Origin of the sequence: Streptomyces sp. BK208, from assembly GCF_004364245.1 — a bacterium.
Classification (GTDB): domain Bacteria; phylum Actinomycetota; class Actinomycetes; order Streptomycetales; family Streptomycetaceae; genus Streptomyces.
Window position 1 is genome coordinate 180,577 of sequence record NZ_SOAV01000004.1, and the last position, 15,993, is coordinate 196,569.

At 74.4% G+C, this 15,993-nt stretch carries 14 protein-coding genes; 9 read left to right on the plus strand and 5 right to left on the minus strand.

The features are described 5' to 3' along the window. Positions 1 to 39: 39 nt before the first annotated feature. Both EV562_RS11790 and EV562_RS11795 read right to left on the minus strand, forming a co-directional pair. On the minus strand, positions 40 to 582 hold the full coding sequence (locus tag EV562_RS11790) for a hypothetical protein (RefSeq protein WP_133886716.1): 543 nt from the start codon (positions 580 to 582) through the stop codon (positions 40 to 42). Between the two features lie 80 nt (positions 583 to 662). Continuing rightward, positions 663 to 1,448, minus strand: a complete 786-nt coding sequence (locus EV562_RS11795) for an aspartate/glutamate racemase family protein (RefSeq protein ID WP_133886717.1) — start codon at positions 1,446 to 1,448, stop codon at positions 663 to 665. A 40-nt stretch (positions 1,449 to 1,488) separates the two neighbouring features. On the opposite strand from EV562_RS11795, the gene EV562_RS11800 reads away from it, so the two are divergent. Then, positions 1,489 to 2,739: a glycosyltransferase gene (locus EV562_RS11800; RefSeq protein ID WP_166661732.1), complete on the plus strand. Its 1,251-nt coding sequence runs from the start codon at positions 1,489 to 1,491 to the stop codon at positions 2,737 to 2,739. 18 nt (positions 2,740 to 2,757) lie between these two features. On the opposite strand, the gene EV562_RS11805 is transcribed toward EV562_RS11800, so the two are convergent. Continuing rightward, a complete protein-coding gene (locus EV562_RS11805; RefSeq protein ID WP_133886719.1) occupies positions 2,758 to 4,062 on the minus strand; it encodes a TerD family protein in 1,305 nt (434 codons plus the stop codon). Between the two features lie 304 nt (positions 4,063 to 4,366). On the opposite strand from EV562_RS11805, the gene EV562_RS11810 reads away from it, so the two are divergent. From EV562_RS11810 to EV562_RS11825, 4 genes are all read left to right on the plus strand, one after another. Then, a complete protein-coding gene (locus EV562_RS11810; RefSeq protein WP_166661733.1) occupies positions 4,367 to 4,810 on the plus strand; it encodes a DUF6643 family protein in 444 nt (147 codons plus the stop codon). 42 nt (positions 4,811 to 4,852) lie between these two features. Beyond that, the gene (locus tag EV562_RS11815) at positions 4,853 to 5,680 is read left to right on the plus strand and encodes an MOSC N-terminal beta barrel domain-containing protein (RefSeq protein WP_133886721.1); all 828 of its coding nucleotides are present in this window, start codon (positions 4,853 to 4,855) and stop codon (positions 5,678 to 5,680) included. Positions 5,681 to 5,889: 209 nt separating this feature from the next. Beyond that, the gene (locus EV562_RS11820) at positions 5,890 to 6,495 is read left to right on the plus strand and encodes a hypothetical protein (protein ID WP_133886722.1); all 606 of its coding nucleotides are present in this window, start codon (positions 5,890 to 5,892) and stop codon (positions 6,493 to 6,495) included. Positions 6,496 to 6,604: 109 nt separating this feature from the next. Further along, positions 6,605 to 9,043 (plus strand): right-handed parallel beta-helix repeat-containing protein, encoded by a 2,439-nt coding sequence (locus EV562_RS11825; protein ID WP_133886723.1) that lies wholly within the window; start codon positions 6,605 to 6,607, stop codon positions 9,041 to 9,043. Between the two features lie 27 nt (positions 9,044 to 9,070). Here EV562_RS11825 and EV562_RS11830 read toward each other — a convergent pair whose 3' ends face one another. After that, positions 9,071 to 11,428, minus strand: coding sequence for a hypothetical protein (locus tag EV562_RS11830; RefSeq protein ID WP_133886724.1), 2,358 nt, complete (start codon positions 11,426 to 11,428; stop codon positions 9,071 to 9,073). Positions 11,429 to 11,684: 256 nt separating this feature from the next. Between EV562_RS11830 and EV562_RS11835 the strand changes: the two genes are divergently transcribed. Together EV562_RS11835 and EV562_RS11840 are read left to right on the plus strand one after the other, a co-directional pair. Then, the gene (locus EV562_RS11835; protein ID WP_133886725.1) at positions 11,685 to 12,509 is read left to right on the plus strand and encodes a DeoR/GlpR family DNA-binding transcription regulator; all 825 of its coding nucleotides are present in this window, start codon (positions 11,685 to 11,687) and stop codon (positions 12,507 to 12,509) included. Between the two features lie 145 nt (positions 12,510 to 12,654). Further along, positions 12,655 to 13,128 (plus strand): SRPBCC family protein, encoded by a 474-nt coding sequence (locus EV562_RS11840; protein WP_133886726.1) that lies wholly within the window; start codon positions 12,655 to 12,657, stop codon positions 13,126 to 13,128. Positions 13,129 to 13,141: 13 nt separating this feature from the next. On the opposite strand, the gene EV562_RS11845 is transcribed toward EV562_RS11840, so the two are convergent. Beyond that, positions 13,142 to 14,266 (minus strand): PLP-dependent cysteine synthase family protein, encoded by a 1,125-nt coding sequence (locus EV562_RS11845; RefSeq protein ID WP_133886727.1) that lies wholly within the window; start codon positions 14,264 to 14,266, stop codon positions 13,142 to 13,144. 359 nt (positions 14,267 to 14,625) lie between these two features. Here EV562_RS11845 and EV562_RS11850 point away from each other — a divergent pair, with 359 nt between their 5' ends. Continuing rightward, on the plus strand, positions 14,626 to 14,949 hold the full coding sequence (locus tag EV562_RS11850) for a hypothetical protein (RefSeq protein ID WP_133886728.1): 324 nt from the start codon (positions 14,626 to 14,628) through the stop codon (positions 14,947 to 14,949). 215 nt (positions 14,950 to 15,164) lie between these two features. After that, a complete protein-coding gene (locus tag EV562_RS11855) occupies positions 15,165 to 15,671 on the plus strand; it encodes an ATP-binding protein (protein ID WP_133886729.1) in 507 nt (168 codons plus the stop codon). Positions 15,672 to 15,993: the final 322 nt, after the last annotated feature.

Genomic DNA, 15,993 nt, shown 5'->3' on the forward strand with positions numbered 1-15,993 from the left:
GCCCCACCCGCGCGCCGGCGGCTCGGGGTGCCGGTGGGGTCAGTGGGCCGGGCCCGGCGCTTTCGGCCGGAGGCGGTCCTTGATGACCTGGACGGCCGCCTCCGCGTCGTCGACGGTGACCGTGAAGGTGTGGCCGTCCCACAGCCGCAGGACCAGCCCCTCCCCGCGCCGGACGACCACGGCGGTGCCCCGCTCCGGCCGCCAGCGGTAACCCCAGCCGCCCCAGTGGCGCGGGGTGACGTGCGGCGCGAACTCGGCGCCGGCGACGTGCGAGAGGGGGATGCGGCGGCGGGGGACGCCGATGTGGCCGCAGCGCACTTCGAGGCAGTCGTCGTCGACTCTCAGCGCGACGTGCACGAACGCGAGCGTGCCGAAGAGCACCAGCAGTCCCGCCGCGATGCAGCCGACCACGGCCATGGCGAGCGGGGCGACGCCGGACTCCCAGGCGGACTCGACGGCCAGGGCGATGCCGAGCGCCACGCTGGCGACGCCGATGAGCGCCAGGAACCACTGGACGCGGTTGGTGGCACGGCCGGTCCAGACGTTCGACTGGGGGACGATCTCGCCGTGGCGATGCCTCATGGCAATGAGACTACTCAGGTTTCGCTGCGCTGGTACCCTCGTCGCACAGGGTGACTGGGCCGACCGGGCGGACGGGCCGGTCAGCCGGCCGGTGTGACCGTGCGCAGGAGCCGGCCCTCGTCGTAGGCCAGCGCGGGCGCGGGCAGCGCGCCCTCGCGTCCGCTGAGGAGCACGGTCATGGTGCCCTCCGCGGGGGCGCCGGGGTCGGGCCGGGCGCCGATCCGGCGCAGCGCCTGGGCGGCCACCGCCCCGGCGGACCCGTGCAGGACGAGGCGCGGGGCGCCGGGGCGCTGCACGGCGGCGCGGATGCGCTCGGCGACCAGCTCGTAGTGGGTGCAGCCCAGGACGACGGTCGTCACGTCGTCGGGGGTGAGGGCGGCCGCGGCGGCGACGGCTCCGTTGATCGCCGCCTCGTCCGCGTGCTCGACGGCGTCCGCGAGTCCCGGGCAGGGCACCTCGGTGACCGCCGCGTCGCCGGCGAACTTCTCGATCAGGTCGCGCTGGTAGGGGCTGCCGGTGGTGGCGGGCGTCGCCCAGATCGCCACCGGGCCGCCGCCCGCCGCCGCGGGCTTGATCGCCGGCACGGTGCCGATCACGGGCACGCCGGGCTCGAGCCGGGCGCGCAGCGCGGGCAGCGCGTGCACGGTGGCGGTGTTGCAGCCGACGATCAGGGCGTCCGGACGGTGCGCGGCGGCGGCCTCGGCCACGGCGAGGGCACGCCCGGTCAGGTCCTCCGGGGTACGCGGCCCCCAGGGCATGCCGTCGGGGTCGAGGGAGAGGATGAGATCGGCGTCCGGTCGCAGCCGCCGTACCGCGGCGGTGGCCGCCAGCAGACCGATTCCGGAGTCCATGAGCGCGATCTTCACCCGGCCACCATAGACGATGTGCCCGCCGGCGGCCGGTGCCGTGGGGCAGACTGCGCACGTGAGCGCCGATGCGTGGACTTCCGCCGAGACCGTCGTGGCAGCCCTCTCCCTCGCCGTCTGGCTGTGGCTGCTGCTCGCCCGTGGCTTCTTCTGGCGTACCGACGTCAGACTCCCGGCCCGCACGGAGCCCGCCGTCTGGCCCTCGGTGTGCGTCGTCGTCCCGGCGCGCGACGAGGCGGCGGTGCTCCCCGCGAGCCTGCCCTCGCTGCTGGCCCAGGACTACCCGGGGCGGGCCGAGGTCTTCCTGATCGACGACGGCAGCACGGACGGCACGGGCGCGCTGGCCTGCGAGCTGGCCCGGCGGCACGAGGGACTGCCGCTCACGGTGGCCTCGCCCGGGGAGCCGCCCGCCGGCTGGACGGGCAAGCTGTGGGCCGTGCGGCACGGGATCGGCCTGGCACGCGCGCGCGGACCCGAATACCTGCTGCTGACGGACGCCGACATCGCGCACGCGCCGGACAGCCTGCGCGGGCTGGTCTCGGCGGCAGGCACGGGAGGGTTCGACGTCGTCTCCCAGATGGCCCGGCTGCGGGTGGAGAGCCTGTGGGAGCGGCTCGTGGTGCCGGCCTTCGTCTACTTCTTCGCCCAGCTCTACCCGTTCCGGTGGATCGGCGGCGACGGGAGGAACGGGGCGGGTGACAAGGGGACCGGGAAGAAGGGGACGCGGACGGCGGCCGCGGCGGGCGGCTGTGTGCTGCTGCGTGCCGACGCCGCCGAGCGGGCGCGGATCCCGGACGCCATCCGGCACGCGGTGATCGACGACGTGGCGCTCGCCCGCGCGGTGAAGGGTGCGGGTGGCCGGGTCTGGCTGGGCCTGGCCGAGCGGGTGGACAGTGTGCGTCCGTATCCGCGGCTGCACGACCTGTGGCGGATGGTCTCGCGCAGCGCGTACGCGCAGTTGCGGCACCAGCCGCTGGTCCTCGCCGCGACGGTGCTCGGGCTGGCGCTCGTGTACCTGGTGCCGCCGGCGGCGCTCGTGCTCGGCCTGGCGGCGGGGCGGGGCGCGACGGCCGTGCCGGGTGCCGCCGCCTGGCTGGTGATGGCGGCGACGTACCTGCCGATGCTGCGCTACTACCGGCAGCCCTGGTGGCTCGCGCCGCTGCTGCCGCTCACCGCCTTCCTCTATCTCCTGATGACGGTCGACTCGGCGGTGCAGCACTACCGGGGGCGGGGCGCGGCCTGGAAGGGCCGCACCTACGCCCGCCCGGACGCCGTGCCCGAGGAGGGCTGAGCACCGGCCCGGGGCCGGTCACTTGCGACCGGGGGTCCAGTTCATGCCCCAGCCGTAGGCGTAGTCGACGGTTCGCTGCGGGCTCACCCCGCGCTCGGGCACCAGGTAGCGGGCCTCGCGCTGGACGACGAGGTCGTTCCCGGTGTTGGTGATCAGTGCGAGGGCGCACACCGTCGAGGGCACGGTGCACTCGTCGAGCGAGAAGTCGACCGCGGCACCGTACTGCGGCTGGAGGGTGACGGTGGCGTGCAGGTCGGCGAAGGAACGGGCGCCCTCGTAGATGGTCACGAAGACGAGGATGCGCCGGAAGTACCGCTGGTGGTCGAGGCTGATGGTGAGGTTCTCGCCGGTCGACACGGCGCCGGTGCGGTCGTCGCCGTCCAGGTGGATGAACGGCGGCTGGTGCAGCGCGCCGAAGGCGTTGCCGAGTGCCTGGACGACTCCCTTGCTGCCGTCGGTCAGTTCGTACAGGCAGCACAGGTCCAGGTCGAGGTCGTCGTGCATGGCGACCGGGCGGCCGAGCTTGCGGCCCCAGCCCGAGAACTGCTTGCGCACCTGCCAGTTGAGGTTGACGCGCATGGCACCGGAGGTGCCGCCCTGCTTGGTCAGCGAGACGGCGGGCGCCGCCTTGGTGAGCGTGACCTTGGACAGGCTCACCTGCGCGCCGGCGGGGGGCGCGGCCGGCGGGGGCGGGGCGGCGGCCGGACGGGCCGCGGGCGGCGCGAAGGGGGACGGCGCGGGCGTCGTGGCCGCCGGAGCGGGCGGGGCCACCGGCGCGGGCGGTGCGGCCGGCGGCGCGTGCTGGGGTTCGTCCACCGAGATGCCGTAGTCGGTGGCCAGTCCCTCCAGTCCGCTGTCGTAGCCCTGGCCGACGGCGCGGAACTTCCAGGCGCCCTGCCGTCGGTAGAACTCGCCGAGCACGAAGGCCGTCTCGACGGTCGCGCCCGGATTGTCGAAGCGGGCGACGACGGTGTTCCGCGCGGCGTCGTTGACCTCGATGTACAGATCGGGCACCTGCCCGAACGCTCCGCCGTCGGAGGAGGCGGCGAGGATCACGGTCTCGATCGCGGGCTCCACGCGGGCGAGGTCGACGAGCAGGCTGTCGGTCACCCGGCCGCCGGCGTCGCGCTTGCCCTCGTGCCGGACGGCGCCGGAGGAGTGGGCGGGCTGGTTGTAGAAGACGAAGTCCGCGTCGGAACGGACCTTTCCGCCCACCAGGAGCAGGGCGGAGGCGTCCGCGTCGGGTACGCCGGGACCGGATCTCCAGCCCAGTTCGACCCGCAGTGCCGTGGTCGGCACCGGGGTGTTCGATCCCTTCGACATTGACATGTCCGCCCCCATCACGTGTCACCGAGCCGGGCCGTGTCCCGGCGCTTCTTCGAGTTTCCGACGCCCAACCTATTCTCCGTGCCGCCCGCGCGCGGAGGGAGTCCCGTGGAAAACGCGATCAACCTCGGTAACCCGCCGGTAACCCTTGCGGAGCTTGGCCTTTACCGCAAACTCGCGCGGCATGACGCCCTATTTTGCCAAGTTCGCTCGCATTGGCGATGCCGGGTCACCGCGGACACGGAAAACAACCCTCTTATCGGTCTCCCCAACCAGCACATCGTGGGCTTAACTTATGGCCATGACCTCCCCCCGCTCCACTTATGGCGGCGGCTACTACTCCGCCTCCTTCCCGGACACCCCGATCTACGACTCTCTCGTGGCCGAACGGGGCACACCGCAGATCGCCCCGATCCGGGTCCCCGCCGCGTACGACATGCCGAGCAGCAGCCACCTGCCCGCGCTGTCGTCCGCCCTGCCCGCCCTCCCGGCGGGCCCCTCGCAACCGTCCTACGGATACCCGCAGCAGGCCCCGCAGCCCGCCCCGCTGCAGCAGGCCCCCGCCGCGTACATCCCGCACCAGGCCACCGCGCCCCGCGGCTACCCCGGCCCCCAGCAGCCGCAGCAGTCGCGCCCGGCCGCTCCCGGCCCCGCGGGGTACGAGGCGATGCGCCCCGCGGCTCCCCGGCCGGCCCCGGCGCCGTACCAGGATCCGTACAACCAGCAGCAGTACCGCGGCTACTGAGCCGTCGGCCGGGTCGGCGGTGCCACCTGGCACGATGACCCCATGAGGTACGCGCGACTGCAGTCGATCCACGTCCACCCGGTCAAGGCCTTCCGGAGCCTGTCGGTCCAGGAGGCCGTCGTGGAGCCCTGGGGGCCGGCCGGGGACCGACGCTGGATGCTGATCGACGACGGGGGAAAGGTCGTCACGCAACGCACGCAGCCGCGCCTCGCCCTGGCCGCCGCCGAGCCTCTGCCCGGTGGCGGCGTACGGCTGTCCGCGCCCGGCACGGCGCCGCTCACGGTGCCGGTGCCGCCCGCGGTGGGCACCGTGACGGTGCGGATCTTCCGGGACAAGGTCGAGGCGGTCCCCGCCGAGGACGAGGCCGCGCACGCCTGGTGCAGCGCGCTGCTCGGGACCGACGTCCGCCTGGTGCACCTCGACGATCCCGCCACCCGCCGGCCCGTGGACCCCGAGTACGCGCGGGCGGACGAGACCGTCTCGTTCGCGGACGGCTTCCCGCTGCTGCTGACCGCCACCGCCTCGCTCGACGCCCTCAACTCCCTGATCGCGCGGGGCGAGCACGCGGCCGAGGGCCCGCTGCCCATGGACCGCTTCCGGCCGAACCTGGTCGTCTCCGGCACCGAGCCCTGGGCCGAGGACGGCTGGTCGCGCGTCGCCGTGGGGGAGGTCGTCCTGCGGGTCGCCAAGCCGTGCGGACGGTGCGTCGTGACGACCACCGACCAGGGCACCGCGGCCCGGGGCGCCGAGCCTCTGCACAGCCTCGCCCGGCACCGGCGCATCGACGGCAAGCTGGTCTTCGGGCAGAACCTGGTCCCGCTCGGCCGCGGCACGGTCCGGGTCGGCGACCCGGTGCGGATCATCGGGTGACGTACGGGCGTTGCCCCGGACGGGTTCCTCGTTCCGGACAAACGGCCCGGTAACGGGAACCCGGTACGGGGTCCGCGCGTTGGGCCGCGTGAGAGCTTCATGAGAACTCGGCCGGCAGGTCCACCGGCCGCGGGCGGCACGCTCCCGCGGCCGGCCCGGCCGCGGCCCGGGTGACCTGCTCGACGGGGGGAGCGGAAGGGGGTGCGCGCGTGCGAGTGATCAGTGGTCTGTGGCGCTGGCGAGGCAATCCGCTGTGCCGCGCGAGCGATCTGGCCGAGGCCTGGGTGGCCCTGACGGCGCTGCTGCTGATCGTGTCCGTGGCGCCCCTGATCGGCGTCCTCGTGGGCGGCGCGGCGCAGGGCACCCTGCAGCGGTCGGTGCGCGAACAGCACGAGTCCCGGCACCGGGTGACGGCCACCGTGGTCCGGGCCCTGGAGCGTTCACCCCTGGCCGTCGACCCGGAGGGCGCCTCGGGCGAGGACGTGCGCCGCCGTGTCCTCGCCGCCTGGACCGGGCCGGACGGCTCGCGGCACGAGGCCGCCGTCCTGGTGGCGGTCGACGATCCGGACGGCGGCGACCGGTTCGCGCTGTGGACGGACGCGCGGGGCCGGGCGGTGGCCCGCCCGCTGGACTCCGCGACCGCGACCACCCACGCGGTGCTCGCCGGGACGGGCACCGCGGTGGCGGCCGCGGCCTCGGTGGAGGTCGCCCGGCGGATCGTGGTCTGGCGCCTGGTCCGCCGGCGGTACGCCCGCCTGGAGCGGGAATGGGAGCGGGCGGGACCGGACTGGGGCCGGACCGGCGCGGGCAGTTGACGGGCTTGCGCCTCCGGTCAACCCACCACCTGCGCGCACGCTACGGTGGACCGGGCCGAACGGATTCGGTGACGACCCGCGTACGACGAGGTGGGGGCACAGCAACGCCATGGCACAGGGCACGGTCCAGGTGACGCACACCGGCACCTCGCGGTGGCGGCGCCGCACGGGTGAGTACGCATCGCTCGCCGCCGCCCTGGAGGCCGCGGCCGACGGTGACGTCCTCACCATCGCCCCCGGGACCTACCGGGAGAATCTCGTCGTCCAGCGGGCGGTGACCCTGCGCGGGCCCGAGGGCGGTCAGGGGTCGGTGCGCATCGCGCCCGCCGACGGCGTCCCGCTGACCGTGCGCGCCTCGGCGGTGGTCCAGGACCTGCACGTCGAGGGGCAGGACGCGGCGGCGCCCGCCGTGCTCGTCGAGGACGGCACACCCGAGCTGCTGGGTCTGCGGGTCGTCGCGCGTTCCGCCTCCGGGATAGAGGTGCGCGGCAGCGCGCGTCCCACGGTGCGGCGCTGCACCGTCGACAATCCGGCCGGTGTCGGCATCGCCGTCCTGGACGGCGGGGGCGGCGTGTTCGAGGAGTGCGAGGTCGTCGCGGCCGGCCAGGCGGGCGTCGCGGTGCGCTCCGGCGCCCACCCCCGGCTGGAGCGCTGCCGGGTGCACCACGCCGCGGGCAGCGGACTGACGGCGACCGGCGAGGGCTCCGCCCTGGAGGCCGTGGGCTGCGAGGTCTACGAGGTCCGGGGCAGCGGCGTGCAGGTGACCGGCCGGGCCACGGCCCACCTGACCGACTGCGACGTGCACCGGACCACCGGAGACGGCGTCACCCTGGACACGGACGCGGTGCTCACCCTGGCCGACTGCCGCATCCACGACATCCCGGAGAACGCGGTCGACCTCAGGTCCCGCTCGGTCCTCACCCTGACCCGCACCACCGTGCGGCAGTTCGGGCGCAACGGCCTGTCGGTGTGGGACCCGGGCACGCGTGTGGACGCCAACCAGTGCGAGATCTTCGACAGCACCGGCGACTACCCGGCGGTCTGGGTCAGTGACGGCGCCACCGCGGTGCTCGACTCCTGCCGGGTGCACGACGTGCCGGACGCGCTGTTCGTCCTGGACCGCGGTTCGCGCGCGGACGTCGTCGACAGCGACCTCTCCCAGGTGCGCAACACCGCCGTGTCGGTGAGCGACGGCGCCACCGCGCAGCTCGACGACTGCCGCATCCGGGACGCCGCGACCGGCGCCTGGTTCCGCGACCACGGCAGCGGTGGCACCCTCAACAACTGCACCCTGGACGGCAATCGCACCGGTGTGATCGTCACCAAGGGCGCCGACCCCACCATCGAGCGCTGCACCGTCGACTCCCCTTCCGAGGCGGGTGTCTACGTGTCCGCCGGAGGCCGCGGCAGCTTCCTGGGCTGCCGGGTCACCGGCAGCGCGGGCTACGGCTTCCACGTGATCGACGGCTGCCGCACGACGCTGCGGAAGTGCCGCACGGAGCGGTGCGCGCGCGGCGGGTACGAGTTCGCGGAGGGCGGCCCCGACACGGCGTACGACTCCGGTCCGCTCGTCGAGGACTGCACCAGCGACGAGAGCACCGGCCTGGCGGCGTCCGCGGCGCCGGAGCCGGTGGTGCAGACGGCGGCCCAGTCCCCCGGGCTGCTGGGCTCGATCCCCGGTCAGCGCACCATGGAGCAGGAGCCGCTGATCGCCGCCGCGGCCCCGTCGGAGCCTGCCCGCACCTCGCAGGCCGTCCTGGGAGAACTGGACGCCCTGGTCGGCCTGGACAGCGTCAAGCGCGAGGTGCGTGCGCTGACCGACATGATCGAGGTGGGCCGGCGCCGCCGGCGGGCGGGCCTGAAGGCAGCGTCGGTCAAGCGCCACCTGGTCTTCACCGGCTCTCCCGGCACCGGAAAGACGACGGTCGCCCGGCTGTACGGCGAGATCCTCGCCTCCCTCGGGGTGCTGGACAAGGGGCACCTGGTCGAGGTGTCCCGGGTGGACCTGGTGGGCGAGCACATCGGGTCGACGGCCATCCGCACCCAGGAGGCGTTCCAGCGGGCGCACGGGGGCGTGCTGTTCATCGACGAGGCGTACGCGCTCTCGCCCGAGGACGCGGGCCGGGACTTCGGCAAGGAGGCCATCGACACCCTGGTCAAGCTGATGGAGGACCAGCGGGAGGCCGTCGTCGTGATCGTCGCGGGGTACACGGCGGAGATGGAGCGCTTCCTGTCCGTCAACCCCGGTGTGGCGTCCCGGTTCTCACGCACCATCACCTTCGGCGACTACGGCCCCGGGGAGCTGCTGCGGATCGTGGAGCAGCAGGCCGACGAGCACGAGTACCGGCTGGGGCCGGGCACTCCCGAGGCGCTGACGGCGTACTTCACGAAGATCCCCAAGGGTCCGGCGTTCGGCAACGGCCGCACCGCCCGCCAGACCTTCGAGGCGATGGTGGAGCGCCACGCGAGCCGGGTCGCCCAGCTGTCCGACCCGAGCACCGACGACCTGACCCTGCTCTACCCCGAGGACCTGCCCGAACTGCCGTAGGGGAACCGCGGCCGGCCGGGGCGGGCCTCAGCAGGTTTCCGTCGCGTCGTCCGCCGCCGGGAGGGGCGGGGCCGCGCCGCCGGTGTGGCGCGGCGCCGGCACCTCCGGTCGCAGCCGGGCCAGCAGCCGCCGTCGTTCCTCGACGAAGGCCGGGTCGGCCTGGTAGTCGGAGTGGCCGAGGATCGGCGCGGGCAGCGGGTGCGTCTCGGTCCGGCCGTACGTCAGCGGGTCCTTGAGGGGGGCGCGGTCCACGGCGGGGCCCGCGTCGCCCGGCAGCCGCACCGGGCCGCCGATGGGGTCGGTGCGCCGGTACAGGTTGCGCCAGCAGTCGACCTCCTCGTGCAGCGAGGCGAGCGCGTCGGGACCGAAGTGGGCCGGGAACCAGCGGCCGTACAGCCGCTCCAGCGGGGAGCCGTAGGTGAGCAGCGCGACACGGCTGCGGGCGGACGGCTCAAGCTGCCAGGACGCGGCGGCGGCCAGGACACTGCCCTGCGAGTGGCCGGAGATGACGAGCCGCCCGCCGGTGGCGCGGGTCCAGGTCGCCATCCGCCAGGTGAGGTCGGGCACCGCGCGCTCGGCGTAGCAGGGGGGCGCGAAGGGATGCGCGGCGCGCGGCCAGAAGGTGCCGACGTCCCACAGGATGCCGATGGTGCGCCGCGCGGAGGCGTCCTTGTAGGCGCGCCTGCCCCAGGTGACGAACAGTATGAAGCCGAGGCCGATCAGCCAGGAGCCCAGCTCCTGCGCGGTCTGGGCGGCCCCCTGGACGACGGCGTACGTCCCGCGCGCGGCCTCGCCGGGCACCTTCCCGGTCGTCAGGGCACCCACCAGGGCCCCGGCGCCGAGCAGCAGGGTGGCTGCGGAGGTGACGGCGACGAGGACGGGAGCCAGGTCGGTGAGCGTGGCCGTGGCGCGGGTGAGGGCGATGCGCCGGGTGCGCCCCGGGTCTCCGCTCTCCCCCGGGTGATCGCGTTCCACGGCGTCCCGTTCCGCGCGGGCCAGCCGCAGGGTGTGCCGGGCGAGCACGGCGCACATCAGCAGGACGACGACGAGCAGCGGCGGGATGACGGACGCCTGCCAGGTGAGCAGGACGGGCGGGCCGTCGAGGAAGGTGCCGGTGCCGTCCATCCAGTCGGAGACGCGCTGGGAGACGCCGCCGGACATGACACCGCCCAGCGCGCAGGCCAGCATGGCGACGGCGGGACCGCCGAGGCCCCCGATCGCGGCGCGGGCGTCGGGGCGGGCGCGGTGGAGCAGGCGGGCGACCACGGCCAGCGCGATCACCAGCAGGCCCTGCACCAGGGCGATGCCGCCGAAGGCCGCGTCCCCGGACAGCCGCCCGTCCGACGTCCACCCGGGACGGGCCCAGCCGCCGTACAGCAGGGCGAGGACGAACAGGAGGAGAGCGGCGAGCGGCAGGAGGCGTACGAGGTGCTCGTCGAGCCGCCGGTCCACGTACCGCTCGCTGCGGCCCCGGCGGCACACCACCGCGACCACGCCGACCGCCGCCGCGGCCAGCGCCCCCGCCAGCGCCCATCCCAGCGCGTCGAGCGACGCGGGCCCGCCGGGGCGCCGGTCGAAGCGGGCCGCGGGCAGGACGACCGCCACGGCGACCGTCAGCAGCCCTGCGGCGGTGTGCGCGGCACGCAGCCGGGCCACCAGGCGGCGCCCGTACCAGAACCCGGGGCGGCCGAGCGCGGCGCGGCGGGAGTGCTCCTCGGGGTCGGGCTCGCGGTCCATCGGCTGCTGGGACTCGTAGGCCCGCCAGGTGCGCAGCGACAGGTACCACAGCAGCCCGGTCAGCGCGGCGGGCACCGCTGCCGCGAGGGCGAGCCTGCGGCCGGGCAGGGTCCACCAGCCGCCGTCCGAGGTCGCCGGTGACAAGAAGCCGAGCCAGGAGTGCCGCTCGGCGCACGCGCGCGTGCCCGCGCACTGCCAGGCGACGAGGTCGAGCGCGACCTCGCAGGCGGCGGCGACGAGGAGCACGGTGAGGGTGAGGCCGGCGAGCCGCACCAGCAGCCCGTAGAGGCGGACCGTGCGGACCCGGCCGTCGGCGGCTGGCCGCATCCAGTGGGCGATGTTGACGACCATGAAGGGCAGGAGCAGCAGCCACAGGGCGCGGGTGCCGTTGCCGGAGGTGAGGTTGCACCAGACGTAGGCCTCGGGCACCGGGCGGCCCCGGTAGTCGGCGGGCCGGGACTCGGCGTCGGCGTCCTCGGCGCGCCGGAACACGGCCGCGACGTGGTCGCCGGTGATCCGGACGGTCCGCGGATCGTCCAGCATCTCGGCGGGCGACGTACCGCCCACTCCGTGCACCAGGAGTTCCAGAGCGGTGCCGCTTCTCGCGTCCGTCCCCGCGCTCCCGGGTCCTTGCTGCGTCTGTTCCACTGTCCGCACTCCCGCGTGACGCGCCGTCGGCCGTGTCCGTGCGGGCACCAGGATCTCCGTTCCGGGGGCGTCCCGCACCCCTCGGCACGGAATCTCCCCGATCCGTGTGACCGGCGCCGCCGTGCCGGGCGGTGGCGCGGGCCGCGATGGGGCGTGCGAGGATGGGACGTCCGCGCACAGGTGCGGGGAGAAGTCCTCATCGGAGCGAGTGCGTCGGCGTGTCGGGCGGTTGTGCGGCGAAAGGACCGAAGCGTACGTGAGCGAGAATCCGAACCTCCTCGCGGAGCAGCGGCGCGCCCTGATCCTGGACGAGGTGCGCCGCCGGGGCGGGGTCCGGGTCAACGAGCTGACCCGCAAGCTGGGCGTGTCGGACATGACGGTCCGCCGCGACCTCGACGCGCTGTCCCGGCAGGGTGTGCTGGAGAAGGTGCACGGGGGCGCGGTCCCTGTGGCCGAGGCGAGCACCCACGAGCCGGGGTTCGAGGCCAAGTCTGGTCTGGAGCCGACCGCCAAGGAGGACATCGCGCGGGCCGCCGCGGAGCTGGTCGCGCCGGGCGCCGCGATCGCCCTGTCGGGCGGGACGACGACGTACGCGCTGGCGCACCGGCTGGTGGACGTGCCGGACCTGACGGTGGTCACCAACTCGGTGCGGGTGGCCGACGTGTTCCACGTCGCGCAGCGCACCTCCGGGGCGCGGCAGGGCGCGGCGACGGTGGTGCTCACCGGCGGTGTGCGCACGCCGTCCGACTCGTTGGTTGGCCCGGTGGCCGACCAGGCGATCGCGACGCTCCACTTCGACGTGCTGTTCCTGGGTGTGCACGGGATATCGGCGGAGGCCGGTCTGTCCACGCCGAACCTCGCGGAGGCGGAGACGAACCGGCGCCTCGTGCAGTCGGCACGGCGTGTCGTGGTGGTCGCGGATCACACCAAGTGGGGCGTCGTGGGCCTGAGTTCGTTCGCGGCGCTGGATCAGGTGGACACGCTGGTGACCGATTCCGGTCTGTCCGGCCAGGCGCGCACGGAGGTGGCCGAGCACCTCGGGCTGGTCGTCGCGGGCGAGCCGGAGCCGTCGGCCGACTGACGCCCGCCGGCCGGCGCGAAGAACCAGGCGTACGGGCCGCTGCCGTGCTTCGCTCGCCCCGCTGACACCCGGCGCGCCCCGGGTTATCGTGGCGCCACTCGGCCGGTCGTCCGCGTGCGCCGTTGCTCACCAGGGGGGTGTGCCCATGGTCCGCCGTCTGCGTCCAGTGGGTCTCGGTTTCGCCGGGACGGCGCAGGTACGCCTGGTCTTCGCCCGGGAGATCCGCGCCGCGCCGGACGCCGTCTTCCGTGCCCTGGCCGAGGACGTGCCCGGCTGGACGGCGTGGTTCTCGGCGGTGACGTTCGCCCGGCCCATCGGTGAGGGCGCGGGGCGCGAGATCCGGCTCAGGGGCGGTGCGCGCTTCGTGGAGACGGTACTGGCGGCCGAGCGCCCCGAGGTGTACGCCTATCGCGTCGACGTCACCAACGCGCCGGGTGCCCGGGCGATGCTGGAGGAGTGGCGGCTGACACCCGCCGGCACCGGGACGCGGGTGCGGTGGACGTTCGCGGCGGACGGTACGGCGCCGTTCCGCTTCGTGCTCGCCCGGGCGCGTCCGGGGCTGGGGCGGGCCTTCGGTGGCGCGGTCACCTCGCTGGACCGGCGGCTGCGGCGCGCGTAGCCCGCGGCCGGTGTCAGCAGGGCCAGGTGCCCGTCCGCAGCAGCGACTCGATCGCCGCCGTGTACGGCGCGATGTCGAGCCCCTGTTCGACGAGCCAGGCGTCGGAGTAGTACTTGTCGAGGTACCGGTCCCCCGGATCGCACAGCAGCGTCACGACGCTGCCCCGGTCCCCCGCGGAGACCATCTCGGCGACGATCTTCAGCGCGCTCCACAGCCCGGTGCCCGTCGAGCCGCCCGCCTTGCGGCCCACGACCTGCTCCAGGGCGCGTACGGCCGCGACACTCGCCGCGTCCGGCACCTTCATCATGCGGTCGATCGCGCCGGGCACGAAGCTCGGTTCCATGCGGGGCCGGCCGATCCCCTCGATCCGGGAGCCCCGGTCGCAGGCCACGTCGGGGTCGCCGGTGGTCCAGCCCTCGAAGAAGCAGGAGTTCTCCGGGTCGGCGACGCAGACGCGGGTGTCGTACTGCATGTAGTGGACGTAGCGGGCGAGGGTCGCCGAGGTGCCGCCGGTGCCGGCCGTGGCGACGATCCAGGAAGGCTCCGGGTACCGCTCCAGCCTCAGCTGCCGGAAGATCGACTCGGCGATGTTGTTGTTGCCGCGCCAGTCGGTGGCGCGTTCGGCGTAGGTGAACTGGTCCATGTAATGGCCGCCGGTCTCCGCCGCGAGGCGGGCGGACTCCTCGTACATCCGCCGGGAGTCGTCCACGAAGTGGCACCGCCCGCCGTGGAACTCGATCAGGCGGATCTTCTCCGTGCTCGTCGTGCGGGGCATGACGGCGATGAACGGCACGCCGATCAGGCTCGCGAAGTACGCCTCGGAGACGGCCGTCGAACCGCTGGACGCCTCGATGACCGGCCGGTCCGGCCGGATCCAGCCGTTGCACAGGCCGTAGAGGAACAGGGAGCGGGCGAGGCGGTGCTTGAGGCTGCCGGTGGGGTGGGTCGACTCGTCCTTCAGGTACAGGTCGATGCCCCAGTGCTCGGGGAGCGGGAACAGGAGGAGATGGGTGTCGGCCGAGCGGTTGGCGTCGGCCTGGACCTTGCGGACGGCCTCTTTCAGCCAGGTGCGGTAGGCGGCGTCGCTGTGGTCGACGTCGAGGGTGGCGCCGGTGCCGGGCTGCCGGTCAGTGCTCACTTCGGGGGCTCCTTACGCTGCGCGCCGACGGCGGACAGCGCGGCCGACAGCCCGATCATAAACACCTTCCACACGCTTCTCACCTGCATAAACACCCCTTTGGGTGCCTCAAAGCCACTCCTGGGGAGCCGAGGTGGGCGTGGTACGGGCGCGACGGGGGGCGCATTCGCGCGAGTGCTCCGGTCGCCTCCGGAAAGGGGCAGCGCGTACTGGTGCTCGGCGCGCGGTGCGGGCAGACTGCCTGCGGCGGGAACGGATTCCCGTCGCGGACGTACACGGGAGCACGACACGAGCCGGTACCGGGAGCACCGCGGTCGCTGCACGGTCCGGCAACCGACGCGCACGAGGGGGCGACGGCCATGGCGGAGCCGGAGTTCAGGGCCACGGGGGTGCGGATCGGCAAGCGGCTGCGTTCCCTCACCCGGGCCGGGACGGTCCGGATCAGCGGTGGCAGGGTCGAGTTGCTCACCAGCTACGGCAGCGAGATAGACAGCGCGCCGGTGCAGGCGGTGCGGGCCTCCCGTCCGTGGTTCGCCCCGCACGACCGGGCACTGGCCGACCTCGACGGCAAGCGGTACCTGCTGACGCTCGGCGAGCGCGACCCCGCCCCCGGCGAGCCGGGCCCACCGGCGGCCGGCCGCTTCATCGAAGCGGTGCGCAGGGCGGCCGGACGCCGCGCCTGAGAGATGGCCGTAAGTTGCGGTGCCTCACCCCTTGCGTCACGCTGGTCTCACGTCACTCTGGGTTTACCGGCGATAACGCTGCGAACCAGCCCGCCGGCCACGACAGCGGGCGGCGTGTGCCACGTGCGCCCCGCTGGATCCGAACTCCGTGTTCTTCCGGACCTCTATGTCGGGGAGTCGCAGCCGTGATCACTCACCCAAGCAGACACTGCACGGTGGAGCTCCAAGCCCTGCCGTCGCGGATCGGCCAGGTCCGCAGAATCGTATCTGCGCAATTGCGCTACTGGCATATGGACCTCCTGATCGACCGGGCCGTGCTCGGCGTGACGGAGTTGCTGACCAACGTCCACCTGCATGCGCGGCCGGACAAGACCTGCACCGTGGAGATGGAACTGCTCCTGGACCGGCTCACGGTCTCGGTGCGCGACCAGGATCCGAGCCTGCCCGTCGTGGACGACGCCGGGCCCCTCGCGACCCGTGGGCGTGGGCTCGCCATGGTGGCCGCGATGAGCGAGAGCTGGGGCGCACGGCCGGACGGTGAGTCGGGCAAGGTCGTCTGGTTCACGCTTCCGACGGCGGTCGGCACCGTACCGCCCGTGTCGACGCGCCCGCCGCGCCGGCTGGTCGAGGACGTACCGGTCGCCGCGTTCGCCGAGGTCGAGCACGCGGTCGACCTCGGCAGCCCCCAACCCGCTCCCGCCCGGCCGGCCGTTGTCGGCTGACCGGGCGGTGACCCTCCACCGGCGTGGACCGTGCCACGGCGTTGCGGCCTGCGGCCGGGACGAGTTGCCGTGCATGGCGCGGCCGGCGGCGCGCCGCGGACCGAGGTCACGGGGCGGGCGGTGCTGCGGCCAAGGGCAGCGGGCGAGCGGCGGCCGGCGGGCACCCCGCGGGCGGTGGACGGGCTCACCGGGACGGTCCCGGCCGGAGGTTGCGGGCCCGGATGGCGGGCCTGCCGCCGTCTTGCCGGGCGCGTGGGCGGTCGGCGTCCGGTGTCCGGCGTGGCCCGCTGCGACGGGCCGGGCCACGACTTCGCCGTACCGG

Bases quoted from the DNA above. Each gene is read 5' to 3' on its own strand.
- EV562_RS11790 (WP_133886716.1), bottom strand. From the start codon at position 582: ATGAGGCATCGCCACGGCGAGATCGTCCCCCAGTCGAACGTCTGGACC.
- EV562_RS11805 (WP_133886719.1), bottom strand. From the start codon at position 4,062: ATGTCGAAGGGATCGAACACCCCGGTGCCGACCACGGCACTGCGGGTC.
- EV562_RS11810 (WP_166661733.1), top strand. From the start codon at position 4,367: ATGACCTCCCCCCGCTCCACTTATGGCGGCGGCTACTACTCCGCCTCC.
- EV562_RS11815 (WP_133886721.1), top strand. From the start codon at position 4,853: ATGAGGTACGCGCGACTGCAGTCGATCCACGTCCACCCGGTCAAGGCC.
- EV562_RS11825 (WP_133886723.1), top strand. From the start codon at position 6,605: ATGGCACAGGGCACGGTCCAGGTGACGCACACCGGCACCTCGCGGTGG.
- EV562_RS11840 (WP_133886726.1), top strand. From the start codon at position 12,655: ATGGTCCGCCGTCTGCGTCCAGTGGGTCTCGGTTTCGCCGGGACGGCG.
- EV562_RS11850 (WP_133886728.1), top strand. From the start codon at position 14,626: ATGGCGGAGCCGGAGTTCAGGGCCACGGGGGTGCGGATCGGCAAGCGG.